Raw genomic sequence first — 26105 nt, 5'->3', positions numbered from 1 at the left:
GAAAAACAGACCAAACCGCCCGCATATCCCTTCAAAAAAAAACAACAATGTCAAAGAGCAAAAGACAAAAACAAACGAGCAAACGCCACAAAGCAGCGCCACCCGCATGCATCCATCCAGAAAACCAGAGCAAGCTGTCAAACCCGCCCAAACCAAAGCAAAACAACCTGCCCCGCCTCGGTGAAGCGCTGTCTACGGAACCAAAACGACACGCGCAAGCAAAAAATTACACGACAACCCAAAAAACGAACAAGCAACTGAAAAGTAAGTATAATCAGACAGAAGCACGTCGGGACACCCAAAGAAGACGAAGCAGCAGAAGGGCCGCCGCTGCGCCCAGATAAAGGAACGGCTCTGCCGGCCATCCCTTCACCAAAAGAACGAAATGAAGCGCGCCAGCCAACACAGCCACGTAGGTCAGCCTATGCAAAAGACGCCACCGTCGCGCGCCCAGACGCCGCAGCGATGCATCGTTCGACGTCAACGCCAGGGGAATCAGCAGCAGCAGCCCGGCCATGCCAATAAGGATGTAGGGACGGCGCACCAGATCCCGGCCGATCTGATTCCACTCGAACTGCATATCGAGGCTGAGCCAGACCGCAAAATGAAGCATGACATAGGTGAAGGCGATCAGCCCGATCGCGCGCCGGAACCGCAGCAGATTGAGCCCCAAGCGCCGGAGCGGCGTTATCGCCAGCCCCAGAAGGAGGAACTGCAACCCGTGCAGCCCAAGCCGATGCTCAAGCGCCTTGACCGGATCCACCCCCAACCCACCCCTAAACGCCTGAACGACCAACCACACCAAGGGCAGAAGCCCGAGCACCCAGACCAGCCAGACGGGGATCCGCCGGATCGCGTCGCGCAACATCAGTAATTCGCCCGCAGGTCCATCCCGGTGTAAAGGCCCGCCACCTGCTCGGCATAGCCGTTGAACATCTCGGTGGGCACACGCGGCGCGAAAAAGCCGGCGCCGATTCTCCGCTCGCTCGCCTGGCTCCAGCGCGGATGATCGACCTCGGGATTAACGTTCGCATAGAAGCCGTATTCCTGGGGCTGCAACATCTGCCAAGTCGTTTCCGGCTGCGTCTCGGTCAGGGTGATCCGGACAATGGATTTCACCGACTTGAAGCCGTACTTCCAGGGCACGACCAGCCGCAAGGGCGCCCCGTTCTGGTTCGGCAGGTCTTCACCGTAAAGGCCGGTCGCGATGATGGTAAGAGGATGCATCGCCTCATCCAGACGCAGCCCCTCCCGATAGGGCCAGTCAAGCAGCCGGGTGCGCTGCCCGGGCATCTCTTCCGGCCGCAGCAGCGTCTCGAACGCGACATAACGCGCCGAAGGCTGCGGTTCGATCCGCGCCAGAAGATGGCGAAGCTCAAACCCGTGCCATGGAATGACCATCGACCAGCCTTCGACGCAGCGCAGCCTGTAGATGCGTTCCTCGACAGGAAAATCCCCGATCAGATCGGACAGGTCATAGGTCCCGGGTCGGTCGACAAGCCCGTCCACGCGCACGGACCACGGGTCGACCGTCAGCTGACCGGCGTAGCGGGCAGGGTCGGTCTTGTCGGCGCCGAACTCGTAAAAGTTGTTGTAGTTGGTGATATCCTCGAAACTATTCGGCTCGAGCCCGGTTGTATCTGCAGATTGCGCAGAAACCTGCCCCAGACCCAGCCCGGCCGAGGCGGCCAACCCGGCCAATACCCTGCGGCGGTTAAGGAAGGTCGCTTTGGGAGTGACATCGGACCAAGACAGCTGCGGCATTGGGAACCCCCTTTTGAATGCGCACATTATAAGGGTGGCATGCGCAAAAGGTTGAAAAACTTCATCACGCCGGATCACGACCGTTCAAAGCAATTTGCATGGAAATTCAGCGACGGCGCGGCTTAGGCGCAGCAGCCGAAACGTAAATAGCTGGTCACCCGGAAGTGTCCTCTCGACGCATTTGTCCCGCGCCTAACTCAGCGATGTTGCCACTGTGGCATCGTTCAGGAGGAATGATCCGATGATCCGAAATATGTTCCTTGGTACCGCCGTCGCTGCGCTTCTCGCGGCTCCTGCAACGGCCGATTCTCATCAGGCTGACATTGTCGATACGGCAGTCGCCACCGGCGATTTCACCACGCTTGTCGCTGCGGTCGAGGCCGCCGGCCTCGTCGAGACCCTGAAAGGAGAAGGGCCGTTCACGGTCTTTGCGCCGACCGACGCAGCCTTTGGGGCGCTTCCGGAAGGCACGGTCGACAGCCTGTTGCTGCCTGAGAACCGCGACCAGCTGGTGTCAATCCTGACCTACCACGTCGTTCCGGGGGCCGTGATGTCTTCGGATCTGACGGAAGGCATGACCGCTACCACGGTAGAAGGCAGCGATGTGACGATTACGCTCGCCGACGGCCCGATGGTGGATGGCGCGAACATCGTGACCGCGGATATCGAGGCCTCTAACGGCGTGATTCACGTCATCGACGCAGTCATCATGCCCGAATGATGGCAGCGGGGCGGCCACAGGCCGCCCCTTTTTTGCGTTAGTGAACTGTGGCGGGCTGCGGCGCCTCCTTGCGGGACGGGGCCACGCGGTTTCCGATGATAAGCCCGTCCGGCCCGGCCGAGACCGTCACAACGCTGCCATCCATGACCTCACCGGACAGCAGCATCTCTGCCAGCGGGTCCTGCAAGGTGCGCTGGATGACACGCTTGAGCGGACGCGCCCCGAAGACCGGGTCATAGCCCTCATCTGCCAGCCATGTGCGGGCCGCATCATCCAGGTCGAGCGTGATCTTGCGCGCCTCCAGCCGCCGCGCGAGCCGCGCAAGCTGGATCGTCACGATCCCGTCCATATCCTCGCGGCTCAGCCGGTCGAAGATGATCGTCTCATCCAGCCGGTTGAGGAACTCGGGCCGGAAATGCGCCCGCACCGCATCCATCACCGCGCGCCGTGCCGGGCCCGGATCTGCGCCCGGGGGGAGCTGGCTGAGCGCCTGCGCCCCAAGGTTCGAGGTCAGGACAATGAGGGTCTGCTTGAAATCGACCGTCCGCCCCTGACCATCCGTCAGCACGCCATCGTCCAGAACCTGCAACAGCACGTTGAAGACATCCGGATGGGCCTTTTCGACCTCATCGAACAGGACGACCTGATACGGCCTGCGCCGCACCGCCTCGGTCAGGACCCCGCCTTCGTCGTAACCGACATACCCGGGAGGCGCACCGATCAGCCGCGCGACCGCGTGCTTTTCCATGAACTCCGACATGTCGATCCGCACCATGGCGCTGTCGTCGTTAAAGAGGTACTCCGCCACCGCCTTGGTCAGCTCGGTCTTGCCGACACCGGTAGGGCCGAGAAACAGGAACGACCCGAGCGGCCGGTTCTCGTCGTTCAGCCCCGCCCGTGCGCGCCGCACGGCATTGGCGACGGCCACGACCGCCTCGCGCTGGCCGATGACGCGCTTGCCCAGTTCCTCTTCCATACGGAGGAGCTTGTCGCGTTCACCCTCCAGCATCTTCGAGGTGGGGATGCCCGTCCAGCGTTCGACGACCTCGGCGATCTGCTCCGGCCGTACGGCCTCGCCCACCATCATGTCGCCTTCCCGCGATTCAGCCTCGGACAGGCGCCGCGTCAGGTCGGGGATGACGCCATAGGTCAGCCGCCCGGCATGGGCCAGATCGCCCTGCCGCTTGGCCTGTTCCAGTTCGGCACGGGCACGGTCCAGTTGCTCCTTGAGATCGCGCGCGCCTTCCAGCTTGTCGCGTTCCGCCTGCCAACGCGCCGTCATCTCGGCCGAGCGCTCGGTCAGATCGGAAAGCTCTGCCTCCAGACGTTCCAGCCGGTCGCGGCTGGCCGCGTCGTCCTCTTTCTTGAGCGCCTCGGCCTCGATCTGCTTTTGCAGGATCTCCCGGTCGAGGGCATCGAGCTCTTCGGGTTTGCTGTCCACCTCCATGCGCAGGCGGCTTGCCGCCTCATCAACAAGGTCGATCGCCTTGTCGGGCAGGAAGCGGTCGGTGATGTAGCGATGGCTGAGCGTCGCCGCCGCGACCAACGCGCTGTCGGAGATGCGGACCCCGTGATGGAGCTCGTATTTCTCCTTGATGCCGCGAAGGATGGAAATCGTGTCCTCGACTGTCGGCTCGCTCACAAAGACCGGCTGGAAACGCCGGGCAAGGGCTGCGTCCTTTTCCACATGCTTGCGGTATTCATCCAGCGTCGTCGCGCCGATGCAGTGCAGCTCCCCGCGCGCAAGCGCCGGTTTGATCAGGTTCGCCGCATCCATCGCCCCTTCGGATTTGCCTGCGCCGACAAGGGTGTGCATCTCGTCGATGAACAGGATGACCTCACCCGCCGCAGCGGTGATCTCCGAAAGGATCGCCTTGAGCCGTTCCTCGAATTCGCCACGATACTTGGCCCCTGCGATCAACGATCCCATGTCGAGCGCCATGAGGCGCTTGTTCCGCAGGCTTTCGGGCACGTCCCCGTTGACGATCCGCAGCGCGAGGCCCTCGGCGATCGCGGTCTTGCCGACCCCGGGCTCACCGATCAGGACAGGGTTGTTCTTGGTGCGCCGCGACAGAACCTGCATCGCGCGCCGGATTTCCTCATCCCGGCCGATGATCGGGTCTATCTTGCCATCGCGCGCGGCCTCGGTCAGGTCGCGGGCATATCGCTTGAGCGCATCATAGCCCTGCTCGGCCGAGGCCGTGTCAGCGGTTCGCCCCTTGCGCAGATCGTTGATCGCCGTGTTCAGCTTCTGGGCCGTGACGGCGCCCGCGTCCAGCGCCTCTTTGGCCTTGGACGGCACAACCGCAAGCGCCGTCAGGATACGTTCGACCGGGACGAAGCTGTCGCCGGCCTTGGTTGCGATCTTTTCGGCTTCATCAAGAACGCGGGCCGTTGCCTGATCCAGATAGGTCTGCCCGCCCTCGCCCGTCACCTTTGGCTGCCGGGCAAGCGTGGCCTCGACCGATTCAAGCACACGCCCGGTTTCGCCACCGGCGCGGCGGATCAGGTTGGCCGCAAGCCCCTGATCGTCATCCAGAAGCGCCTTCAACAGGTGCTCCGGCCCCAGTCGCTGGTGGTTTTCGCGCATCGCAATCGTCTGGGCCGCCTGCAGAAAGCCGCGCGCCCTTTCGGTGAACTTTTCAAGGTTCATGTCGTCTCTCCTTCCAAAGCGCCGGTTCCGGGCCGCCCGCAGTCGGCACGACCGCTCCGGCCTCATTCCGAATGTGGGGAGGACGGACCGCCGGAACAAGTCCGGCTCAGCGCCGTTCGCGCGCCTTCAGAAGCCTCGCGGGGCGGGCGGCCTCTGCTGCCTTGAAAAGGGAAAACGTCTGGTTCACGAAGTTCACCGCGCCCCCCACATGATCCATGTATGACAGAAGCTCCGGCGTTCTTTCAGCCTCGGTCAGATGAACCGGCCGATCCGGACCGATCCCTTCGAACTGGCAGTAAAACAACGGCTCCCCCCGCTTCAGCACAAGGTCGCGGTCGGTATCGTGCCATTCGAACGCCCACATGAGCGGGCGCGGCCAGACATGAATGGGAAAACGCCCGCCGAAAATGGTCCCCGGCAAAGGCTGCCGCCGGTAATGCGCAAAGGCATCAACCTGAGAGAGATACACCATCTCGTCGGCGATAAAGACGTAAGGAAGCTGCAACTGCAGCGTCGGGCGGTCCGGATAGCGCCACTCCGCTTCTGATACCAGCGTCAGGACCTCGTTCAGCTTGGCCGGGCGCACGGGGCCAGCGGATCCCGTACGGTTGACCAGCACCGCCCGCCCCTCCTTGTCGCGGGCAAAGCCGATATGGAGATCGAACGGGCAGCGCACCATGAAATACCGGCTTTCAAGACTGATGATCGCGGGACAGCGGGATGCGGATTTGCCATGGCTGCGATTTGTGTCGCGGAACGAGACCCGTTCCGGCGGATCATAGAGAACCCCGTGCCGTTCGGTCGCGCGAAACCATCCGACCGTGACGGGCCCCGAGCCCGGACCGTCCGCAGGTGATTCCACGACCATATTGATCCACATGGCGCTTTCCCTTATCGCGACCTCAGGATGGCGATCATCGTCCCTCGGGGGTTAACCCAAGGTTGCCGCCTGCGCCCATAACAGGAGATTACCCATGACTTCCGATGACCGCCTGATCGTCGCGCTCGACGTCCCGGATGCACTTTCGGGCCTGAAGCTCGTTGAAACGCTTGGCGACAGCGTCGGATTCTACAAGATCGGCCTTGGAATGCTGACAGGGGGCGGGCTCGCGCTCGCCAACGAGCTCAAGCAGGACCATGGCAAGCGCATTTTTCTGGACATGAAGCTTTTCGACATCGGCGCCACGGTCGAGGCGGCGGTGCGGGGCCTTGCGCGGTTCGACCTCGACTTTTTGACCGTCCACGGGGATCCGAATGTGGTAAGGGCGGCAAAGGAAGGTGCGGCGGGCAGCGGCCTGCGCATTCTGGCGGTCACTGTTCTCACCTCGCTGGACCGGCGTGACCTGGATGCCGCCCTGATCCGCGACGGCAGCGTGGCCGAGGTCGTTCTGGAGCGCGCGGCTCGCGCTTTGGAAGCGGGCGCCGATGGACTGATAGCCTCCCCGCAAGAAGCGGCCGCGATCCGCGCCCTGCCGGAAGCCATAAACCGAGTGATCGTTACACCTGGCGTCAGGCCCCAAGGCAGCGATGCGGGCGATCAGAAGCGCATTGCCTCGCCGGGTCAGGCGATTGCGGCGGGGGCGGACCACATCGTCGTCGGTCGCCCTGTCTGGCAAGCGAAAGACCCCCGCGCCGCGGCCGAGGCCATCCTGGCGGAACTTGCCTGATCAGACAGCAACAGGCCCCGGACTCGCGACCCGGGGCCTGGCCTTATAGTATAGTCGCGCCGATTACTGCGCAGGTGAGGCCGTGCCATCGGCGGGCGCAGTACCTGCCCCGGGCGCCGCAGCGTCGCCACCGGGTGCGGGTGCAACGGGATCTGTCACCGGTGCAGCCGGGTCGCCTGCAGGCGCCATTGGTGCAGCCGGGTCGGCGGCAGGCGCAGCCGGGTCGGCGGCGGGCGCAGCCGGATCGGCTGCAGGCTGGGTGGCTGTGGGCTCACCCGGGACGGTCGTGGTCGTCTGATCGCCACCCGACATTGCGATGATCGCCACAATCGCGATGATCACGACAGCGGCAATGATGTACCACATCGTGCGCCCACCGCCTGTGCGGGCCGGCGGGGGAACTTCTCCGCGACGCGCATCGGGGTTCACGTCACGCGGTTGGTTATGAACCGGGTCCATGTGGATCTCCTTTCAACTCGTGTGCAACTCCGTTGGCGGAACAACGTCCGCCCAACCCCGCTGTTCCATTAATTCGGCGCCGCCAGAGGGAACTGCGCAAAAAGCCGCCACCAAGCCTTCAGTTCTCGTTGATGTCGCGGTCCCAGTATTTGATCTGACCCTTTCGCACCCCCAGGATTTTTCGCAGAAGCAGCCAGGCCACAAGCGACAGAAGGGCGAAAACCAGAACCCGGTTCACAAAGGCCTCGGCCATCCAGAGGGCGGGCCAGATCTCCAGCCAGAGCAAAAGGCCGCTCAGGATCGCGCCAAGCGCGAAGCCCACAAACAGATAGCCGGGCACGAAGACCTCAAGGATGGCGACCGCCAGCCCTGCGGCAAGCCAAGCCCACCACGGCTCGGTCATCGACCGCGCCCCTGAAGCAGGCCAAAGGCGTCGCGGAAGGCATCGAGCGCCTGCGCCGGCAGAAGGATCGTCTGACGCCCCTCGCCCTCGCCGACCTTGGTCAGGGCCTCAACCTGCTTCAGCGCGACCTGATACTGCGCCGCCTCCAGCCCGTTGTCACGGATCGCCCCGGCGATGACGCCGGTCGCATAGGCCTCTGCATCGGCCTGGATACGGCGCGCCTTGGCCTCCTGCTCGGCGGCGTAAAGCTGGGCATCGGCGTTGAGCTCGACGGCGCGGCGGCGGCCCTCGGCCTCGGTCACGGTCGCCCGGCGGGCGCGTTCCGCGTTGAGCTGCTGCAGCATCGCCGCCCGCGTCGCCGCATCGAGGTTCACGTCCAGCAGTTCCGCGCGCGTCACCTCGACCCCCCAGTCCTCCACGGCCTGCTCGATCGACTCGCGGATGCGGGAAATCAGGCGCGCGCGGTTCGATTGCACCTCATCAAGCTCCATCGTGCCGATTTCCGAGCGGACGATCCCCGCGACGGTGGTCGAGATCGCGGCATCCACATCGCGGATCCGGTAGACCGTGCGCTCCGGCTCCATGATCCGGTAGAACACGCTGGTTTCCACCTGAACCAGCACGTTATCCGCGGTGATCGCGTCTTGCCGCGCATTCGGCAACTGCCGTTCGAGCACCGACACCCGGTGGCGCACCACGTCGAGAAACGGCACGATAAAGTTGATGCCGGGTCCGAGAACGACCCGCAACCGCCCGAACCGTTCGACCACATGCTTTTCCGATTGCGGCACGATCCGCACGCCAAGGAAGATGGACGCGATGATGAAGATCGCGATCAGCAGGATCACGATATTCACACCGCCGATGTCATTGGGTCCCATTGCACTTCTCCACCGCTGCCGTTGGGCCTCAATATGACCCGCCGCCGGAAAATGGCAACGCACGGAGAGAGCGCACAGAGCCGCTGGCATATCCCGCTGCCTGCGCTATTATGTGCCGGTTTCGTTCCCCATCTGCACTGGCCTGTCCGATGCCCTCGCTGTGCCGCGACTGCCTGACCGATTTTGATGACCCCCATGCGCGCTGCCCCGCCTGTCGCAGCCCGCGCATCGTCACGCATGAGGAACTCTGGTCGCTGGGGATCGCCCATCTCGATTGCGATGCGTTTTATGCCAGCGTCGAAAAGCGCGACAATCCGGACCTGCGCAGCCAACCGGTCATCATCGGCGGGGGCCGCCGGGGCGTCGTGTCGACCGCCTGCTACCTGGCACGGATCCGCGGCGTCAGGTCCGCCATGCCGATGTTTCAGGCCCTGCGGCTTTGCCCCGAGGCGGTCGTCGTGCGCCCCCGCATGTCGGTTTACGCCGAGGCGTCCCGCGCCATCCGCACGATGATGGAGGACCTGACGCCAGCGGTCGAACCCCTTTCGCTGGATGAGGCCTTCCTTGACCTGCGCGGGACGGCGCGGCTTCATGGGGCACCGCCGGCGCTGTTGATGGCGCGGCTCGTCCGGCGGATGGAACATGACCTCGGGCTGTCGGCCTCGGTCGGGCTGTCGCATAACAAGTTCCTCGCCAAGATCGCCTCAGACCTCGACAAGCCGCGCGGATTTTCCGTCATCGGCGCGGCCGAAACGCTTGGCTTTCTGGCGGACCGGCCGGTGCGCCTGATCTGGGGCGTCGGCGCGGCGACCCAGTCCGCGCTGGATGGTGCCGGCATCCGGACCTTTTCCGACCTGCGCCGGTGGGACCGTGAAGATCTTGCGCGTCGCTTTGGCAGCGGCGGCGAGCGGCTCTGGCACCTTGCACGGGGCGAGGATTACAGGCGCGTTTCCCCCCATGCGCCGGTCAAGTCCATCTCGAACGAGACGACCTTTCACGAAGATACCTCGGACCCCGACCTTCTCGACGGGCATATCTGGCGCCTGTCGGAAAAGGTGGCGGACCGGGCCAAGGCCAAGGGGCTTCTGGGCCGGGTGATCACGCTGAAGCTCAAGCGGTCGAACCACCGCATCCTTACACGCCGCATAAGCCTGCGGGATCCGACGCAGCTTGCCGACCGGATCTATCGCACGGCGCATGACCTGTTTCTGGGAACGGGCGACGCGGGACCGTTCCGGCTGATCGGGGTCGGTCTGTCGGATCTGCTGCCGGGGCAGGATGACGGCCGGGGCGACCTGCTCGACCCTCAGGCGGCGCGGCGCGCCGGGGCCGAAAGGGCAAGCGACCACATACGCGCCCGCTTTGGCCCCGATGCGATCTACAAGGGGCGTTCCCTGCGCTGAGCTCAGGCCCAGGTCGGGTGGAAGCGACCGGCGGGCGAGAGGGTAAAGATCTCGCACCCGTCTGCTGTCACACCGATGGAATGCTCGAACTGCGCCGAGAGCGACTTGTCCCGGGTCACCGCCGTCCAGTCATCGGCGAGCACCTTGGTTTCCGGCCGCCCCAGGTTGACCATGGGCTCGATCGTAAAGAACATCCCCTCTTCCAGAACGGGCCCGGTCCCCGGTCGCCCGTAATGAAGAACGTTGGGCGGCGCATGAAACACACGGCCCAGCCCATGCCCGCAGAAATCGCGGACGACCGACATCCGGTTCGCTTCGACATAGGTCTGGATGGCGGCCCCGATATCGCCGAAGGTCGCGCCGGGCCGAACCGCCTCGATCCCCTTCATCAGGGCGTCGTGCGTAACCTCGATCAGTCGTTCGGCCTTGCGGCCGACGGTTCCCGCCACGAACATCCGGCTTGTGTCGCCATACCAGCCATCGAGAATGACCGTCACGTCGATGTTCAGGATATCGCCGTTCCGAAGCTGCTTCGGCCCGGGGATCCCGTGGCAGACTACGTGGTTCACGCTGATGCACGACGCGTGCTGATACCCGCGGTAGCCGATCGTGGCCGAGGTGGCGCCAGACTCCGCGACCTTTTCGGTGATCACCCGGTCCAGCTCGGCCGTGGTGACGCCGGGCACAACCAGCGGCGCGACCTCATCCAGGATCTCCGCCGCGATGCGGCCGGCCCGGTGCATTCCCGCGAAATCCGCAGGTTCATGAATCCGAATCCCATCCTTGGTCACACGACCGCGCAGGTGATCGTCCACCCGAAATCTCCTATCAGCTTTGCCCCTTCAAATAGGCAAAGAATCGCCCTTTGACCAGACCGTCACGCCAGAACCGGGATCTCTCGCCCATGGGTGATCGCCTCGGTCGTGATGCGAGAGGCGAGCGCGCGCATCTCTACCCCCGCAGCACGCGCATCATCAAAGGCCTGCGCATAGGCCGGGTCGATGTCGCGCGCGACCGTCACCGAATGGCAATCGGTCCGCCCCAGAAGAAACAGCATCACCGCCCTCCGCCCCGACCGGACCTCTTCGGCCAGGTCGCGCAGATGGCGCGCACCGCGCAGGGTCACGCTGTCCGGAAAGGCACCCACGCCAGCGCGGTCCAGCGTCACCGACTTCACCTCCAGCAGCGCGTCGGGCAGCCCCTCTTGTTGCAGCAGGAAATCGACGCGGCTTGCCGTGCCATACCGTATTTCGGGACGGATCGTGCGGTAGGCCTCAAGGCCCGGCAGGGCGCCCGCCGCCAGGGCCTCGGCCACGACCCGGTTCGGCAGGCTGGTGTCGACATTGGCCAGATGACCGCCCGGAAGTTCGACCAACCGCCAGCCAAAGCCAAGCTTGCGGCCGGGCGACGCCTGTTGCAGCCAGCAGGGCTGGCCCGCATCTGCAAGACCGGTCATGGCGCCCGGATTCGGACAATGTGCCGTGATCTCCCGCCCGTCATCCAGAACGAAATCGGCCAGAAAGCGTTTATAGCGCCGCAACAGCCGGGCGCGGACAAGGGGGCTTTGAAAGCGCATTTCCCACGCCTATACCGATGCAAGGGACCGGACAAGCAGATGGCCGCCAGGCGCGGCAAAGGGGATGAAATGAGCAACCCGACCGCCGCGATGATCGTGATCGGCGAGGAAATCCTTTCGGGGCGGACGCGCGACGCGAACATGCACTATCTCGCGGGCGAGCTTACCCGCCACGGTATCGAGTTGCGCGAGGCGCGCGTGATCGGGGACGAGAGGGGGGCAATCGTCGCCGCGGTGAATGCCCTGCGCGAGGCGCACGACCACGTCTTCACCTCGGGCGGGATCGGGCCGACCCATGACGACATCACCGCCGAGGCGGTCGCCACCGCCTTTAGCCTGCCCATCGCCGTGCGCGACGATGCACGCGCCCTTCTCGCTGCCCATTACGCCAAGACGGGGGCCGAACTGAACGAGGCCCGGCTGCGGATGGCGCGCATCCCGGAGGGGGCCGTGCTGATCGAGAACCCGATCTCGGCCGCGCCGGGCTTTTCGCTTGAGAACGTTCATGTCATGGCCGGCGTGCCCAACATCTTTCAGGCGATGCTCGCCTCGCTGCTGCCACGGCTGACCGGCGGCAGCCCGATCCTCAGCCAGTCGTTACGGATCGACCGCGGCGAGGGAGAGATCGCGGGCCCCCTCTCCGTCCTTGCGGCGGACTACCCTGACCTCTCGATCGGGTCCTATCCTTTTGTGCGGAACGGCGCCTTCGGGGCCGATATCGTCATTCGCGGCACCGATGCCGGACGCCTCGACGCCGCGATGGTGCGCCTGTCAAAGCTGTTCGCGCCGGATCAGGCGTGACGATCCCCGACGTCACCCGCCTTTATGAGGTTCTGGAGGCCACCTGGCCCCCCGCGGCCGTGCATCGGGCCGGTCCCTGGATCATTCGCGACGGTCAGGGCGGGGGCAAGCGAGTGTCGGCGGCGACTGCCTCGGCGCCGGTGACGCGGGCGGATCTGCCCCTGGCCGAAGCCGCGATGCGCGATCTGGGTCAACCCCCGCTCTTCATGCTGCGCGCGGGCGAGGATGAACTCGACGATCTTCTGGCGCGGGAAGGCTACCGCGTGGTCGATCCCGTTTCGATCCATGTGATGCCGGCGGCCCTGACGGCATCGCCCACGGATGAGGTGATCCCGGCCTGGCCCCCGGTCGCGGCACAGCGCCTGATCTGGGCGCAAGGCGGGATCGGACCGGAACGGCTGGCGGTGATGAACAGGACCCGTGGCCCTGCAACCACGCTTCTGGCGCGGGCGGGGGAACGGGCTGCGGGGACGGCCTTTGTCGCGGCCGATCACGATATCGCTATGCTCCACGCCGTCGAGGTTGCACCTGGGCAACGCCGAAAGGGCGCAGGCCACAACATCCTGATTGCCGCCGCCCGCTGGGCACAGGATCAGGGCTGCACGTGGCTCTCCCTTGTGGTGACACGCGCAAATCTGCCGGCGCAAAAGCTTTATTCTTTTGCTGGAATGCAAGCTGTGGGACACTATCACTATCGCATGAAATGAGCCGCAAGAGGCCGGGCAGTGCAAGAACGGGCAGAAAATGGGGCCGTCAGGGCCACATGGACGGGGGCTATAATGCTCCTTGCCCTTTGTCTTGGCGGGCCGTTGCGGGCCGAACCGCTGACATTGCCCTTCGGCGCGCAAGAGGCCGGGCGACGTCATCTTTCCTTCACCTCGCAGGACATTCCGCTTGGCCCCTGGCGGGACGGCGGGCTTCCGACGACTCGGGTCGAGGGGCTGGGGGAACAGATCGCCTGGCGGTTCGAGGGGCAGAATGTCACGCTTGGTCTTCTTGCGCCCCTTCGCGCCGATCTGGAGGCAAAGGGTTACGAGATACTCTTTGAATGCGCCACGCGCCAATGCGGCGGCTTCGATTTCCGCTATGCGCTCGACCTCCTCCCCGAGCCCGAGATGCATGTGGACCTTGGCGATTTCCGGTTCCTCTCGGCGCAACGCGCCACCCCTGATGGGTTGGAAGCCGTGACGCTGATGGTCAGCCGCAGCAACGCGCGCGGCTATCTGCAGATGGTCCATGTCTCGCCGACGGGATCCCCGGCCGACCCGCCGGAAATGGAGATGCGGCTGTCCTCAATGGCGCCCACCACCTTTGCGGACGACCCCTGGGGCGGTGACGATCCCCGCCCGGGCGAAGCCTTCGTGCTGGATGGCGTGACCTTCGGCAGCGGCGGTGCGCGGCTTGAAGACCGCGATATCGCCTCGGTCGCGCAGCTTGCGGAGTTCCTGAAACGCTATCCCGATGCACAGGCGACCCTTGTCGGGCATTCCGATGCGTCCGGTCCGCTCGCCGCCAATATCGACTTGTCCCGCCAGCGGGCCGAGGCCGTGCAGCGCCTGCTGGTCGAGGATCATGCGATCCCGGCGTCGCGGCTCTCGGCCGAGGGGGTGGGCTATCTTTCGCCCCGGGACGACAACGCGACCGAAGAAGGCCGCGCCCGCAATCGCCGCGTCGAGGCGCTGATCACCCTGCCCTGACGTTCAGAACCCGCCCCTGGGCCGGCGCGCGATGCAAAGATCGCTCAGCACAGCCCGCGGCGGGCAGCCCCCTTCGAAAATCAGGTCGATCCAGGCCTTCTCGATCCGGCTGACCTCCATCGGGCAATAGGCGAGGTCGAATTCAGCCGCACCCTGCCCGTCCACTTCCCGCACCAGCGTTTCTATATTCGGCCCATGGGACAGGTTGAACCGCGCATAAAGCCGGGGCGCGGCCGGTTCTGCCGAGATCCGGCACTGCAGCCGGACGATCTGCCAGGGTCGCAGATGCCGCGCAGACGCATCCGGCAGGTCGAAGACGATCGACAGGAAGGAGCCATTTTCCCCCTGCGACGACAGCGCGACCCCGTGCGCCCTGCCGCCCTGCTCGACCTGACGCAGAACCGCCGCGCCGCTGCCATCGTGGAACAGCGTCACACCGTCCGCCAGCACCTGTCGCGGCGCCTTCGCGACCAGATCACCCCATCCCAGCTGGCGCTGCCATGGCGCGGGCACCCATTCCCAAGGGCGACCGGCGGCGATCTCCGCCTCGCTGCTTTCACTGCGCGATATCGCGCTACGCCAAAGAACTGCCATGCCCGCCTCTGCAAAAGGCCATCCGTCTCAGGCCATGTTACCCCGGTTGTCCGCGATGATGCGACGGACAAATTCCGACAGCGTGTCCTGCCCTTGCCGTGGTGTGAGCGGATTGGTGCGGGGCGACAGCACCGAAAGCGTGACGATCCGGTCGCCCACATCGACCAGCGCGCGCCAGTAATCCGTCTCCAGCCCCGGGCCGCTCAGGTTGCCGACATCGCGCAGATGCAGGAAATACACGCCATCGCGCATGAAGGTTTCCAGCACCGCGACATCCGCGGCCCGGCCGGATCGCGCCAGCGCCGCCCGCCCCGCCTCGGACCTGAAATAGGCGTCGAACTGGGCCGAGGAATCCCGCACCTTCATCCCGCGCCCCGCCGCCGAAACGGCAGCGGTCAGTACCGCAGGGCGCTCGGGCTGGGGCAGGGCCGGGTCCTGCACCAGCGACGCGCAGCCCCCCATGACGATCAGCGCCCCGTCGGCATCATCGCGAGAGGCGTCCATGTCGACGCAATAGCCACGCGGGCCACCGACAACGACCTCTCCGCCTGCGACGGCCACACGTTCGGGCGCCGAGGCAGAGGCCGCCTGCGGCATGGTTTCCACACATCCGGGCAGCACCAGCGCGATGACGATCGCGACGGCGCGGCCCGGTCGGCGGGGATCAGAGGTCCATGTAGATATGCGTTTCTGCATTGGCTCCGGGATGTGTTACGGCGCCCTTGCGGGTCGCGCCCACCAGCTGGGCATATTTCCAAAGGGCGCCCGAGGCGTATTGCGTCTTGCGCGGCCCCGGCCAGGCGGCGCGCCGGGCGGCAAGGTCTTCCTCGCTCAGCGCGACCGAGATCTCGCCGGTCAGGGCGTTCAGCGTGATCATGTCGCCATCCTGCAAGAGGGCGATCGGGCCGCCATGCGCCGCCTCGGGGCCTACATGGCCGACGCAAAAGCCCCGGGTCGCACCCGAAAAACGGCCATCGGTGATCAGGGCGACCTTCTTGCCCATCCCCTGGCCCGAAAGGGCCGCAGTGGTCGCCAGCATCTCGCGCATGCCGGGACCGCCCGCCGGGCCTTCGTTGCGGATGACGAGAACCTCGCCTTCCTTGTATTCACGCTTCTGCACGGCGGCAAAGGCGTCCTCTTCGCATTCAAAGACCCGCGCGGGTCCGGTAAAGACCTGGTCCGCCTCGCTCATGCCCGCGACCTTGACGATGGCGCCTTCGGGCGCGAGGTTCCCGCGCAGACCGACGACACCGCCCGTCCTGGACAGCGGCGTGGCCGAGGGGTAGATAACCCGGCCATCCGCCTCACGGGTGATGAGATCAAGCTCCTCGCCCATGCTGCGGCCCGTGGCGGTGATGCAGTCTTCGTGGATCAGTCCGGCCTTGCGCAATTCCTTCATGACGACGGGAACGCCGCCCGCCTCGTAAAGGTCCTTGGCCACATATTCGCCGCCCGGCTTGAGGTTCACGAAATAGGGCGTGTCCCGGAAGATGTCGCAGACGTCAAAGAGGTCGAACTCGATCCCGGCCTCATGCGCGATGGCCGGCAGGTGCAGCCCGGCATTGGTCGAACCGCCGGTGCAGGCCACGACCCGCGCCGCGTTTTCCAGCGACTTGCGCGTCACGATATCGCGGGCGCGGATGTTGCGCTCGATCAGGTTCATCACGGCCTCGCCCGAGGCCTGGCCGTATTCGTCGCGGCTTTCGTAAGGGGCCGGCGCCCCCGAGGAATTGGGCAGTGCAAGCCCGATCGCCTCGGACACGCAGGCCATGGTGTTCGCGGTGAACTGGCCACCGCAGGCGCCCGCGCTGGGGCAGGCGACACGCTCCAGAATGGCAAGTTCGGCGTCCGAGTAGTTACCTGCCTGATGCTTGCCCACGGCTTCGAAGACGTCCTGCACGGTCACGTCGCGCCCGTTCAGCCGCCCCGGCAGGATCGAACCACCATAGATGAAGACCGACGGCACATTGAGCCGGACCATCGCCATCATCATCCCCGGCAGCGACTTGTCACAGCCCGCAAGCCCCACAATCGCGTCATAGCAATGCCCGCGCATGGTCAGCTCGACCGTATCGGCAATCGCCTCGCGGCTGGCAAGCGAGGACCGCATCCCTTCGTGCCCCATGGCGATGCCGTCGGTCACGGTGATCGTGGTGAACTCCCGCGGGGTGCCGCCGCCTTTCTTGACGCCCATCTTCACCGCCTGCGCCTGCCGGTTCAGCGCGATGTTGCAGGGCGCGGCCTCGTTCCAGCAGGTGGCGACGCCGACCCAAGGCTGGTGAATCTCTTCCTCGGAAATCCCCATTGCATAGAAATAGCTGCGATGCGGCGCGCGGGCCGGCCCCTCCGTCACGTGGCGGCTGGGCAGTTTCGACTTGTCAAAGCGGCTGTTCTGCATGGGGCTCTCTCCCGTTCTCTGGCTGGAAACTGGATAGGCGAGCCTGCACGGGGGCACAAGCCGTTTGCTTGCCATGGACCACCGCCCTATGTCAGCCGGAAACGAGAGCGCACCACAAGGGCAGCGATGACACCGGCTTTTGAACGTTACATAGAACCGGCGCGACGCCGTCCGCAGCTCTGGCGCGTCGCGCTGGGACTTGTCCTAATCGTCGTGATCTACGTCATCCCGCTTGCCGGCATCGCGTTTCTGCCCGATCTTCCGCCGCAGGTAGAGAATTTCCTGGACCACCTGCTGATCGGTCCCTGGCTCACACTCGTTATTCTGGCGAGCTTTCTGCCCGCGATCCTGGGCGTTATCGTCGCTGTCCGGCTGCTGCACCGGCGCAGCGCGGCAAGCCTGATCGGCCCCCGCCGCCCCGCCTTCCGGGATTTCCTGATCACCGCCGGCGTCATGCTCGGACTTGCCGCCATCGCCTCGGTTCTGGCGTCAATATTCGCACCGCCCGAGGAAGGGATCTATCGCAATCTGCCACTGATCGTCTGGCTGGCCTTCCTGCCGCTGGGCGTGCTGGGCATCCTTGTGCAGACCGGCGCCGAGGAGCTGATCTTTCGCGGCTATCTGCAGCAGCAACTGGCGGCGCGGTTCCGCTCGCCGCTCATCTGGATGCTGCTGCCGTCGATCCTGTTCGGGGCGCTGCATTACAATCCGCTTGAGATGGGCGGGAACAGCCTGCTCGTGGTGTTCGTCACGGGGCTTGTGGGCCTTCTGGCGGCGGATCTGACCGCGCGGACAGGCACGCTGGGGGCGGCCTGGGGCCTTCACGCGGCGAACAACGCGCTTGCCCTTCTCTTCGTCGCGGCACCCGGGCCGCTTGGGGGATTGGGCCTCTGGGTCAGGCAGATGCCGCAAAGCGCGCCCGAGATGATACCGCTCCTGCTTCTCGATGTCGCGAGCCTTCTTGTGATCTGGGCGGTCGCGCGCCGTCTCCTGCGGCGCTGATTGCAATCCGGCATCGCGCGGCTTATTTCAGGGCCGCAGACTGAGCCACAGACTGGGTTGAAGGGTAGTTACCGCATGAACTGGATCACCAATTATGTCCGCCCGAAGATCAATTCGCTCTTCTCGCGGCGCGAGGTGCCGGAAAACCTGTGGACCAAATGCCCCGAATGCGGAACGATGCTGTTTCATCGCGAACTGGCCGACAACCTGAACGTCTGCACGAATTGCGACCATCACATGGGCATCACCCCGCGCCAGCGCTTCGAGGCGCTGTTCGACGGCGGCATCTTCACCGAGGTGAAGGTGCCCGAACCCATCGCCGACCCGCTGCAGTTCCGCGACCAGAAGAAATACCCCGACCGGATGAAGGCCGCGCAGAAATCGACCGGCGAGAAAGAGGCGATGCTGGTCGCCGAGGGTGAGATGGGCCGCACCCCCATCGTTGCCGCCGGGCAGGATTTCAGCTTCATGGGCGGGTCGATGGGCATGTATGTCGGCAATGCCATCATCGCTGCCGCCGAGCGCGCGGTGGCACTGCGGCGGCCGCTCATCCTCTTTTCCGCCGCAGGTGGCGCACGGATGCAGGAGGGGATCCTGTCGCTGATGCAGATGCCCCGCACCACCGTCGCGGTGCAGATGCTGAAAGAGGCGGGGCTGCCCTATATCGTCGTGCTGACCCATCCGACCACGGGCGGGGTGACGGCATCTTACGCGATGCTGGGCGATGTGCAGATCGCCGAGCCGAACGCGCTGATCTGCTTTGCCGGGCCAAGGGTGATCGAACAGACCATCCGCGAGAAACTGCCCGACGGGTTCCAGCGCGCCGAATACCTGCTCGACCACGGGATGCTGGACCGGGTAACGCATCGCAAGGCACTGCGCGAGGAACTGATTTCCATCGTGCGGATGCTGACCCTGCAACCCCCTGCCGTGACCGCGGATCTGCCGGCACCCGGCACGCCAGAGGTTCCCGCCGTTCCCGAGACGGTGCCGCCGTCCCCGGAGCCGGCAGCCGAACCGCCCGCCGCGACAGAGCCCAAAGCGTGACGGCGCCCGCCTCTGACATCATCCTTGAACGGATGATGTCGCTGCATCCCAAGATCATCGACCTGACGCTGGACCGCGTCTGGCGCCTGCTTTCGGCGCTCGACCACCCCGAACGGCGCCTGCCGCCCGTCATCCATATCGCCGGAACGAATGGCAAGGGATCGACCCAGGCCATGATCCGCGCGGGGCTGGAGGCCGCCGGAAGCCGGGTCCATGCCTATACCTCGCCGCATCTGGTACGTTTTCACGAACGCATCCGCCTTGCCGGGGAACTGATTTCGGAAACCGACCTGACGGCGTTTCTGGACGAATGCGAACAGGCGAACCAGGGCCAGGGCATCACCTATTTCGAGATCACGACCTGCGCGGCGCTGCTCGCCTTCGCGCGGGTTCCGGCAGATTACACGCTGCTTGAGGTGGGGCTTGGCGGACGGCTCGACGCGACCAACGTGATCGACCGCCCCGCACTGACCATAATCACGCCGGTGTCGCTCGACCATCAGCAATATCTGGGCGAAACCCTGGCCGAGATCGCGCGCGAGAAGGCCGGGATCATCAAGCGTGGCGTGCCCTGCATCGTCGGCCCGCAAGAGGACGCGGCGCTGGCGGTGATCGAGGCCCGTGCCGCCGAACTGGGCGCGCCGGTTCTGGCCCATGGGCAGCACTGGCACGCCTGGGAGGAACGCGGTCGCCTGATCTATCAGGATGAGACCGGGCTCTTGGACCTGCCCCTGCCGAACCTGCCCGGCGCGCATCAGATCATGAACGCGGGGGCGGCGCTGGCGGCGCTGAGGCATCTGGGCGTCGCCGAAACCGCAATGGAAGCCGCCGTGACCGGGGCCCGGTGGCCCGCGCGGATGCAGCGGCTGCGCCGCGGCCCCCTGCCCGACGCGGCACCGGGGGCAGAGCTCTGGCTCGATGGCGGGCACAACCCCTCGGCTGGTGAGGCGCTGGCGGCGACCCTTGCGCGGATGCCGGAACGGCCGACTTATCTGATCTGCGGGATGCTCAACACCAAGGATATCGGCGGCTATCTGCGGCCGCTCGTTCCCCACACGGTCCGGCTGCACGCAGTTTCCATTCCCGGCGAAAAGGCGACGCTTACGGCCCAGGAAACCGAGGCCGCCGCACGCGCCGCCGGGATGGACTGCGCCACCGCACCCTCTGTCGCTGACGCACTGGGCCGGATCGTTGCCGAGGCGCCCTCGGCCCGCGTGCTGATCTGCGGATCGCTTTATCTCGCGGGCACGGTGCTGCGCGAAAACGACTAGGAAGAAGGACTAGGCCGGGGGCGGGACGTCCTGCCCCCAGTTCGCGTCCTGCATTTCCCGCAGCCGGCTCGCCGTCCGCTCGAACTCAAAGCTGCCGCTGCCTTCGTTATAGAGGTATTCCGGCACGTCGGCGGCACTGGCGATGAGACGCACCCTGCCTTCATAGAGCGCATCGACCAGCGTCACGAACCGCTTCGCCTCATTGAAGTTCTGCGCACTCAGCCTCGGGATATCCTCCAGCACCAGGAGCCGAACGGCATCGGCAAGCGCCAGATAATCCGCAGGCCCCAGCGGCTGGCCGCACAGTTCCCAGAACGAGGCGCGGGCCATGCCGTTGTGAAATGCGGGCAGAACGACCTTGCGACCCTTGACGGTCAGCGCATGCGGGGCGGCCTGCCCCCCTGTCAGATCCTCCCATATCCGGTCGATCTGCGTCCGCGCTGCGGCGCCCGAGGGGCTGAAATACACGGGCGACCCGGCGATACGATCCTGCCGGTAATCGGTCGGGCTTTCGAGCGCGTGGACCGCCATCCGCTCTTTCAACAGCGCGATGAAGGGCAGGAACAGCGCCCGGTTCAGGCCATCCTTGTAAAGATCGTCGGGCGGCCGGTTCGATGTCGTGACAACCGTCACCCCGGCATCGAAGAGCATCTGGAACAGGCGGCCGACCACCATCGCATCCGTTATGTCGGTGATCTGCATCTCGTCGAAACAAAGAAGCCGCACCGACCGTGCAACCTCATGCGCCACCGGGGCAAGGGCGTCATCCACCCCCGTCTGGCGGGCCTTGTGCATCCCCGCCTGAATTTCCTGCATGAACGCGTGAAAGTGGACGCGCCGCTTTGCCTCGATCCCCACCGACGCAAAGAACAGGTCCATCAGCATCGACTTGCCCCGGCCCACCCCGCCCCAGAGATAGAGGCCGCGCGGCGCTGCGACCTTTCGGGGAAAGAGCCGGCCGAACAGCCCGCCCGAGGCCGGTTGCGCGGTTTCCAGCGCGGCGCGAATGTCCTGCAACAAGGGCAGGATGGCGCGCTGCGCCAGGTCGTCGCGGATCGTGCCGCCAGAAACGCGGCGGTCGTATATGTCGGTCAGGCTCTCGCTCATGCCCGTTCCATAGCGCCGCGCCGGGGGGATGAAAAGCGGCAGGCACCACGACCCGCGCCGCATCACCATTCGCGATGGGGATCGTTCAGGAAAACGCGATTGACGCCGGGGGTCCGCCTGCGACAGCTTGTCCCGGTTCGAAAGGTTACGCCATGCCCCATTCCCAGACCCGGGACGCCCCCCTCTTTACCCCCGTGCTGATCGGCGGGTGCATCATCATCATGATCAGCTTTGCCGTCCGGGCGAGCTTTGGCGTCTTTCAGATCCCCATCGCGGAAGAGTTCGGCTGGCTTCGCGCCGAGTTCAGCCTTGCGATCGCCATCCAGAACCTCGCATGGGGCTTCGGGCAGCCAATTTTCGGGGCGATCGCGGAACGGTTCGGCGATCGCCGGGCGATCATCATCGGCGCGCTGGTCTATGCGGCCGGTCTGGTGCTTTCGTCCTATGCGATCACGCCGGGGCAGCACCAGTTGCTGGAAATACTGGTGGGCTTCGGCATCGCGGGAACCGGTTTTGGCGTGATCCTCGCCGTGGTTGGCCGCGCGGCCTCGGATGAAAACCGCTCCGTCGCGCTGGGGATCGCCACCGCCGCAGGGTCGGCCGGGCAGGTCTTTGGCGCGCCGCTTGCCGAGCTCTTGCTGTCGGTCGTGTCCTGGCAGACCGTGTTCCTGATCTTTGCGGGGATGATCCTCGCCTCGCTCTTTGCCCTGCCGATGATGCGCAGCCCCACCCCCGCGACGCGCGCCGAGCTGGAAGAGCGTATGGGCACCGTGCTCTTGCGCGCCTTCCGCGATCCGTCCTTCACGCTGATCTTCCTCGGCTTTTTCTCCTGCGGGTATCAACTGGCCTTCATCACCGCGCATTTCCCCGCCTTCGTGACCGAGATGTGCGGCGCGATCGATCCGGGCGGGATGCTCGCCGGGATGGGCATCACGACGACATCGGCGCTTGGCGCTGTCGCGATATCGTTGATCGGGCTTGCCAATATCGGCGGCACGATCCTCGCCGGATGGCTGGGAAAACGCTACAGCCGGAAATACCTGCTGGCCGGGATCTATGCGGCGCGGACATTTGTCGCCGCGGCCTTCATCCTGACGCCGATCACGCCCGGCACGGTCATTCTCTTTTCCGTCGCCATGGGCTCGCTCTGGCTTGCGACGGTCCCGCTCACCTCGGGGCTTGTGGCCTATATCTACGGGCTGCGCTACATGGGCACGCTTTACGGGATCGTGTTCTTCAGCCATCAGCTCGGCTCTTTCATGGGCGTCTGGCTGGGCGGCCGTATGTATGACATCACCGGCGACTACACGCTGGTCTGGTGGATCGGTGTGGGCGTGGGCGCGTTTTCCGCGCTGGTCCATCTGCCGGTGCGGGAAAGCCCCGTCAAACTCCGCCCTCTTTCGCCTGCAGCGACGCCGGGCTAGGTTGCGGCAAATCGCATCTGAACGGACCTGTCGAACATGAGCCTCGCTTTCGCCCCCGCCGGCGCCGCCGCCTTGCCGCTTTACATCGTCGATGCCGACGGGCTTGCCGACTGGTTGTCGGACCGCCCGGCGGCCGAGCAGGCATGGATCAAGGGCGCGGGGTTCGAGGCAAAGCTGGGCGAGGTCTGCCTGCTGCCGGGGGCTGACGGTGCGCCTGCGGGTGCGGTGCTCGGTCGCGGTACCGCGCAGACGCGGGCCCGGTCGCGTTTCGGTCTGGCCCGCGCGGCGTCGCGCCTGCCGGCCGGCACCTGGGCGATGGTGCACGACCTGAGCCCCGATGATCTGGAAGAGGCCGCGCTCGGCTGGCTTCTGGAGGGGTATCGCTTTGACCGCTATGCAAAGCTGCCCGCCCCCAAGGCGCGGCTTGTTGCGCCCGACGGGATCGACGCCGCCCGGCTGGAAGCGATCGCGGCCGGCGAGGCGCTGACCCGCGACCTGATCAACACGCCCGCTTCGGACATGGGCCCGGATGAGCTGGAAGAGGCGTTTCTTGCCCTCGCCCGCCGGTTCGGCGCCCAATCCAGCGTGATCCGGGGGGACGATCTGCTCGCCCAGAACTTTCCGATGATCCATGCGGTCGGGCGCGCATCGGCCCGGGCGCCACGGCTTCTCGACATGCGCTGGGGGCATGAGGGGCCGATGGTGACGCTGGTTGGCAAGGGCGTCTGTTTCGACACGGGCGGGCTCGATATCAAGCCCTCCGCCTCGATGGGGCTGATGAAAAAGGACATGGGCGGTGCCGCGGCGGTTCTCGGGCTGGCGCAGATGATCATGGCGCTTGGCCTGCGGCTGCGACTGCGCGTCCTGATCCCCGCGGTCGAGAACGCGATCGCGGGCAATGCGATGCGCCCGCAGGACATCCTGACCTCGCGCAAGGGGCTGACGGTCGAGATCAACAACACCGATGCCGAGGGGCGGCTGGTTCTGGCCGATGCGCTCGCGCTGGCGGATGAGGAAGACCCGGATCTTCTGGTATCCATGGCGACGCTGACCGGCGCCGCCCGCGTCGCGCTGGGGCCGGATCTGGCGCCCTTCTACACCGATGACGACGACGTCGCGCAGGCCTTGGGCACGGCGGCAGCCCGGGTGCGCGACCCGGTCTGGCGGATGCCGTTCTGGACGCCCTATGAGACGATGATCGAGCCGGGGATCGCCGATCTCGACAATGCGCCGAAAGGCGGCTTTGCAGGGTCCATCACCGCCGCCCTGTTCCTGCGCCGCTTTGTCCGGAACCCGCGCTACACGCATTTCGACATCTATGGCTGGCAACCCTCCGACGCCCCGGCGCGTGCGCCCGGTGGGGTGGGACAGGGCGCGCGCGCCCTTCTGGAGATGCTGCCGAAGGTTGCCGGGCTTTGACAAACTCACAGCCCCCTGACCGCCGTCTGACCCCGTTCAGCGGCCACGTGGCCCATAGCAGTCTGCGGGGCAAAATCGACGCGCCGGTCTATGCGGATGGCATCTGGCACCGCATCACGCAGCCGGTCACCGACCTGCTTGCCCGCCCTGGCGGCCCCCGCGACCGTCAGGCCCTTTACGGAGAGCGGGCGCTGATCCTCGACCGGCGTGACGGCATGGCCTTTGGCCAGCTTGACCGGGACGGTTATTGCGGCTGGATCGCCGAGACAGCACTTGGCGCCGATGTGGCGGCGACCCATTGGGTGGCCGCCCCCGCAACCCATGCCTATCCCGGCCCCGACATCAAGCTGATCGAGCGTCTACCCCTGTCATTCGGCAGCCGTGTGCGCGTGGCCGCGGAACATCCCACGTTTCTTGAGACCGAAGACGGGCTCTTTATCCCCCGCCGGCACCTGAGAGAGGTCGGCGAGATCCTGAGCGATCCTGTCGCCGTCGCCGAGATGTTTCTGGGCACGCCCTATCTCTGGGGGGGCAACAGCCGGTCGGGCATCGACTGTTCCGGACTGGTGCAGGCGGCGCATCTGGCCTGCGGAATCCCGTGCCCCGGCGACAGCGATCTGCAGGAATCCGCGCTGGGGCGGAAACTGGATCTCGCCACCCCGCCACGGCGTGGGGATATCCTGTTCTGGAAAGGGCATGTCGCGCTGGTCGCGGATGAAGCCCGGATCATCCATGCCAATGGCCATGCCATGGCGACGTGTCATGAAGGGCTGGCCGAGGCGCTTGCCCGGATCACGGCGGCCGAGGGCACGGTACTCCGGACAATCCGCCGTCTGGCGGATTGATCCTAGGTCAGTCGATGCTGCGGATCAGCTTGCGTTCCAGCACGCGCAGCACCGTCCGCAGGTCATGGCCTCGCTTCAGGATATGCCCGTCCATACCCACCACCGAATACATCCCCTGCCGTGCGCGCAGCTTTGGATGCTTTTCGATCCGGTAGAGCGGGTTCTCGGCCGTCCTGCGAAAGATCGAAAAGACCGCCATGTCGCGCAGGCAGGAAATGCCATAGTCGCGCCACTCGCCCGCGGCCACCATCCGCCCGTAGAGCGCCAGGATCACCCCGAGCTCCTGCCGGTCAAAGCTCACCTGTTCAGGCGCGGCGGGCATCGGAACCGGGTGGGGCGTGAGGGGCGTCATACGACAAGCTTACGACGCCCCACAGACAAATCAAGCAGCAACAAATCAAGCCGCATCAGCTGCAGTAGACCCGCGTGATCCGTCCGGCTTCATCAGTGGCAAAGTTGATGCGGTTCGGGGCGAAATCCATCGTCACCATGTCGCCCGGGCCGATCACCCGGACCGGGCCGGCAAAGTTGATGCCCGTGATCACGCGCGCGTTCTGGCCGACAAGACCCTGATACCCCTCGGCCCCGCAGCTGTCCTGTGGTTCCGGCGTGACCGGTTCCTCCGGCAGAGGGGCGCAGGCGGCGGCCAGCACGACAAGTGGGGCAAGGATTGCAAAGGGGCGAAGCATCGTATTTCTCCTTTCGGCAGCACCACCGTGAGAGCGGCGCCCAGACTTGCCAAGTTTCTGCCAGCGATCACGATTGCTCAACCCCTGGCGCCGCGCCGCGGTTGCATCTGGGCGGCCTTTCGCCCAATCTCCCGCGCGAAACGAAAGCAGGAGACATGCGATGCGGACGCGAGCGGCGGTTGCGGTATCGGCTGGGCGGCCATTGGAGGTCATGGAGGTGAACCTTGAGGGTCCGCGTGCGGGCGAGGTTCTGGTGGAGATCAAGGCGACGGGGATCTGCCACA

Annotated in this window: 28 protein-coding genes and 1 pseudogene; 14 read left to right on the top strand and 15 right to left on the bottom strand. The window is 65.5% G+C overall.

Annotated features, from left to right (window positions below):
- Nucleotides 1-184 (top strand): hypothetical protein (locus ACFSGJ_RS17835; protein ID WP_390264988.1); only part of this gene is annotated, 184 nt, incomplete at its 5' end.
- A 90-nt stretch (nucleotides 185-274) separates the two neighbouring features.
- Here ACFSGJ_RS17835 and msrQ read toward each other — a convergent pair.
- Nucleotides 275-868: a protein-methionine-sulfoxide reductase heme-binding subunit MsrQ gene (gene msrQ / locus ACFSGJ_RS17830; protein ID WP_390264986.1), complete on the bottom strand. Its 594-nt coding sequence runs from the start codon at nucleotides 866-868 to the stop codon at nucleotides 275-277.
- A complete protein-coding gene (msrP, locus tag ACFSGJ_RS17825; protein WP_390264983.1) occupies nucleotides 868-1764 on the bottom strand; it encodes a protein-methionine-sulfoxide reductase catalytic subunit MsrP in 897 nt (298 codons plus the stop codon). Before msrP ends, msrQ begins: the two co-directional genes overlap by 1 nt.
- A gap of 241 nt (nucleotides 1765-2005) precedes the next feature.
- On the opposite strand from msrP, the gene ACFSGJ_RS17820 reads away from it, so the two are divergent.
- Nucleotides 2006-2485 (top strand): fasciclin domain-containing protein, encoded by a 480-nt coding sequence (locus tag ACFSGJ_RS17820; RefSeq protein WP_390264980.1) that lies wholly within the window; start codon nucleotides 2006-2008, stop codon nucleotides 2483-2485.
- 37 nt (nucleotides 2486-2522) lie between these two features.
- Here ACFSGJ_RS17820 and clpB read toward each other — a convergent pair whose 3' ends face one another.
- Together clpB and ACFSGJ_RS17810 are read right to left on the bottom strand one after the other, a co-directional pair.
- Nucleotides 2523-5138, bottom strand: a complete 2616-nt coding sequence (clpB, locus tag ACFSGJ_RS17815) for an ATP-dependent chaperone ClpB (protein WP_390264977.1) — start codon at nucleotides 5136-5138, stop codon at nucleotides 2523-2525.
- A gap of 106 nt (nucleotides 5139-5244) precedes the next feature.
- Nucleotides 5245-6018: a hypothetical protein gene (locus ACFSGJ_RS17810; protein ID WP_390264974.1), complete on the bottom strand. Its 774-nt coding sequence runs from the start codon at nucleotides 6016-6018 to the stop codon at nucleotides 5245-5247.
- Nucleotides 6019-6112: 94 nt separating this feature from the next.
- On the opposite strand from ACFSGJ_RS17810, the gene pyrF reads away from it, so the two are divergent.
- Nucleotides 6113-6805: an orotidine-5'-phosphate decarboxylase gene (pyrF, locus tag ACFSGJ_RS17805; RefSeq protein WP_390264971.1), complete on the top strand. Its 693-nt coding sequence runs from the start codon at nucleotides 6113-6115 to the stop codon at nucleotides 6803-6805.
- A 63-nt stretch (nucleotides 6806-6868) separates the two neighbouring features.
- On the opposite strand, the gene ACFSGJ_RS17800 is transcribed toward pyrF, so the two are convergent.
- The 3 genes from ACFSGJ_RS17800 to ACFSGJ_RS17790 all read right to left on the bottom strand — a co-directional run bounded on the left by ACFSGJ_RS17800 (nucleotide 6869) and on the right by ACFSGJ_RS17790 (nucleotide 8548).
- Complete coding sequence (locus tag ACFSGJ_RS17800; protein ID WP_390264968.1) at nucleotides 6869-7264, bottom strand: hypothetical protein; 396 nt, start codon at nucleotides 7262-7264, stop codon at nucleotides 6869-6871.
- Between the two features lie 118 nt (nucleotides 7265-7382).
- Complete coding sequence (locus ACFSGJ_RS17795; RefSeq protein WP_390264965.1) at nucleotides 7383-7667, bottom strand: NfeD family protein; 285 nt, start codon at nucleotides 7665-7667, stop codon at nucleotides 7383-7385.
- Entirely contained in the window at nucleotides 7664-8548 is an 885-nt protein-coding gene (locus ACFSGJ_RS17790) for an SPFH domain-containing protein (protein ID WP_390264963.1), read from the bottom strand. The genes ACFSGJ_RS17795 and ACFSGJ_RS17790 overlap by 4 nt, the downstream gene beginning before the upstream one ends.
- 149 nt (nucleotides 8549-8697) lie before the next feature.
- On the opposite strand from ACFSGJ_RS17790, the gene ACFSGJ_RS17785 reads away from it, so the two are divergent.
- Nucleotides 8698-9951 (top strand): DNA polymerase IV, encoded by a 1254-nt coding sequence (locus tag ACFSGJ_RS17785; RefSeq protein ID WP_390264960.1) that lies wholly within the window; start codon nucleotides 8698-8700, stop codon nucleotides 9949-9951.
- 2 nt (nucleotides 9952-9953) lie between these two features.
- Here the strand turns inward: ACFSGJ_RS17785 and map are convergent, their stop codons facing one another.
- The gene (map, locus tag ACFSGJ_RS17780; RefSeq protein ID WP_390264957.1) at nucleotides 9954-10766 is read right to left on the bottom strand and encodes a type I methionyl aminopeptidase; all 813 of its coding nucleotides are present in this window, start codon (nucleotides 10764-10766) and stop codon (nucleotides 9954-9956) included.
- 62 nt (nucleotides 10767-10828) lie between these two features.
- On the bottom strand, nucleotides 10829-11527 hold the full coding sequence (sfsA, locus tag ACFSGJ_RS17775) for a DNA/RNA nuclease SfsA (RefSeq protein WP_390264954.1): 699 nt from the start codon (nucleotides 11525-11527) through the stop codon (nucleotides 10829-10831).
- A gap of 69 nt (nucleotides 11528-11596) precedes the next feature.
- On the opposite strand from sfsA, the gene ACFSGJ_RS17770 reads away from it, so the two are divergent.
- The 3 genes from ACFSGJ_RS17770 (at nucleotide 11597) to ACFSGJ_RS17760 (ending at nucleotide 14025) form a co-directional block, all read left to right on the top strand.
- Nucleotides 11597-12328, top strand: coding sequence for a competence/damage-inducible protein A (locus ACFSGJ_RS17770; protein WP_390264951.1), 732 nt, complete (start codon nucleotides 11597-11599; stop codon nucleotides 12326-12328).
- Entirely contained in the window at nucleotides 12325-13035 is a 711-nt protein-coding gene (locus tag ACFSGJ_RS17765; protein WP_390264948.1) for a GNAT family N-acetyltransferase, read from the top strand. Before ACFSGJ_RS17770 ends, ACFSGJ_RS17765 begins: the two co-directional genes overlap by 4 nt.
- Nucleotides 13036-13107: 72 nt before the next feature.
- Nucleotides 13108-14025 (top strand): OmpA family protein, encoded by a 918-nt coding sequence (locus tag ACFSGJ_RS17760; protein WP_390264945.1) that lies wholly within the window; start codon nucleotides 13108-13110, stop codon nucleotides 14023-14025.
- A 3-nt stretch (nucleotides 14026-14028) separates the two neighbouring features.
- On the opposite strand, the gene ACFSGJ_RS17755 is transcribed toward ACFSGJ_RS17760, so the two are convergent.
- Genes ACFSGJ_RS17755 through ilvD form a run of 3 tightly spaced genes read right to left on the bottom strand, consistent with a single transcriptional unit; the run spans nucleotide 14029 to nucleotide 17017 of the window.
- Entirely contained in the window at nucleotides 14029-14619 is a 591-nt protein-coding gene (locus tag ACFSGJ_RS17755) for a DUF6478 family protein (RefSeq protein ID WP_390264942.1), read from the bottom strand.
- Nucleotides 14620-14646: 27 nt separating this feature from the next.
- The gene (locus ACFSGJ_RS17750) at nucleotides 14647-15315 is read right to left on the bottom strand and encodes a hypothetical protein (protein WP_390264939.1); all 669 of its coding nucleotides are present in this window, start codon (nucleotides 15313-15315) and stop codon (nucleotides 14647-14649) included.
- Complete coding sequence (gene ilvD / locus ACFSGJ_RS17745; RefSeq protein WP_390264936.1) at nucleotides 15284-17017, bottom strand: dihydroxy-acid dehydratase; 1734 nt, start codon at nucleotides 17015-17017, stop codon at nucleotides 15284-15286. The genes ACFSGJ_RS17750 and ilvD overlap by 32 nt, the downstream gene beginning before the upstream one ends.
- A gap of 126 nt (nucleotides 17018-17143) precedes the next feature.
- On the opposite strand from ilvD, the gene ACFSGJ_RS17740 reads away from it, so the two are divergent.
- The 3 genes from ACFSGJ_RS17740 (at nucleotide 17144) to ACFSGJ_RS17730 (ending at nucleotide 20337) form a co-directional block, all read left to right on the top strand.
- A complete protein-coding gene (locus tag ACFSGJ_RS17740) occupies nucleotides 17144-18019 on the top strand; it encodes a CPBP family intramembrane glutamic endopeptidase (RefSeq protein WP_390264933.1) in 876 nt (291 codons plus the stop codon).
- Between the two features lie 75 nt (nucleotides 18020-18094).
- Nucleotides 18095-19066, top strand: coding sequence for an acetyl-CoA carboxylase, carboxyltransferase subunit beta (gene accD, locus ACFSGJ_RS17735; RefSeq protein ID WP_390264930.1), 972 nt, complete (start codon nucleotides 18095-18097; stop codon nucleotides 19064-19066).
- Nucleotides 19063-20337 carry a bifunctional folylpolyglutamate synthase/dihydrofolate synthase gene (locus ACFSGJ_RS17730; RefSeq protein WP_390264927.1) on the top strand — a complete coding sequence of 425 codons (1275 nt, stop codon included), beginning with the start codon at nucleotides 19063-19065 and terminating at the stop codon, nucleotides 20335-20337. Before accD ends, ACFSGJ_RS17730 begins: the two co-directional genes overlap by 4 nt.
- Nucleotides 20338-20346: 9 nt before the next feature.
- Here the strand turns inward: ACFSGJ_RS17730 and zapE are convergent, their stop codons facing one another.
- A complete protein-coding gene (zapE, locus tag ACFSGJ_RS17725; RefSeq protein ID WP_390264924.1) occupies nucleotides 20347-21444 on the bottom strand; it encodes a cell division protein ZapE in 1098 nt (365 codons plus the stop codon).
- Between the two features lie 152 nt (nucleotides 21445-21596).
- On the opposite strand from zapE, the gene ACFSGJ_RS17720 reads away from it, so the two are divergent.
- From ACFSGJ_RS17720 to ACFSGJ_RS17710, 3 genes are read left to right on the top strand one after another with little or no spacing between them, the layout of a single operon-like run.
- Nucleotides 21597-22868, top strand: a complete 1272-nt coding sequence (locus ACFSGJ_RS17720; RefSeq protein WP_390264921.1) for an MFS transporter — start codon at nucleotides 21597-21599, stop codon at nucleotides 22866-22868.
- Nucleotides 22869-22904: 36 nt separating this feature from the next.
- Nucleotides 22905-24287, top strand: a complete 1383-nt coding sequence (locus ACFSGJ_RS17715; RefSeq protein ID WP_390264919.1) for a leucyl aminopeptidase family protein — start codon at nucleotides 22905-22907, stop codon at nucleotides 24285-24287.
- A 47-nt stretch (nucleotides 24288-24334) separates the two neighbouring features.
- Nucleotides 24335-25132: a C40 family peptidase gene (locus ACFSGJ_RS17710; protein WP_390264917.1), complete on the top strand. Its 798-nt coding sequence runs from the start codon at nucleotides 24335-24337 to the stop codon at nucleotides 25130-25132.
- Between the two features lie 7 nt (nucleotides 25133-25139).
- Here the strand turns inward: ACFSGJ_RS17710 and ACFSGJ_RS17705 are convergent, their stop codons facing one another.
- Together ACFSGJ_RS17705 and ACFSGJ_RS17700 are read right to left on the bottom strand one after the other, a co-directional pair.
- Nucleotides 25140-25484, bottom strand: coding sequence for a DUF2794 domain-containing protein (locus tag ACFSGJ_RS17705; protein ID WP_390264914.1), 345 nt, complete (start codon nucleotides 25482-25484; stop codon nucleotides 25140-25142).
- A gap of 55 nt (nucleotides 25485-25539) precedes the next feature.
- The gene (locus ACFSGJ_RS17700) at nucleotides 25540-25821 is read right to left on the bottom strand and encodes an I78 family peptidase inhibitor (protein ID WP_390264912.1); all 282 of its coding nucleotides are present in this window, start codon (nucleotides 25819-25821) and stop codon (nucleotides 25540-25542) included.
- A gap of 160 nt (nucleotides 25822-25981) precedes the next feature.
- Between ACFSGJ_RS17700 and ACFSGJ_RS17695 the strand changes: the two are divergent.
- Nucleotides 25982-26105 (top strand): annotated as a pseudogene (locus tag ACFSGJ_RS17695) (S-(hydroxymethyl)glutathione dehydrogenase); the annotation flags it as partial.

It is taken from the genome of Halodurantibacterium flavum, assembly GCF_042681825.1.
GTDB lineage: Bacteria > Pseudomonadota > Alphaproteobacteria > Rhodobacterales > Rhodobacteraceae > Halodurantibacterium > Halodurantibacterium flavum.
This window is presented reverse-complemented; position numbering and strand designations above follow the sequence as displayed.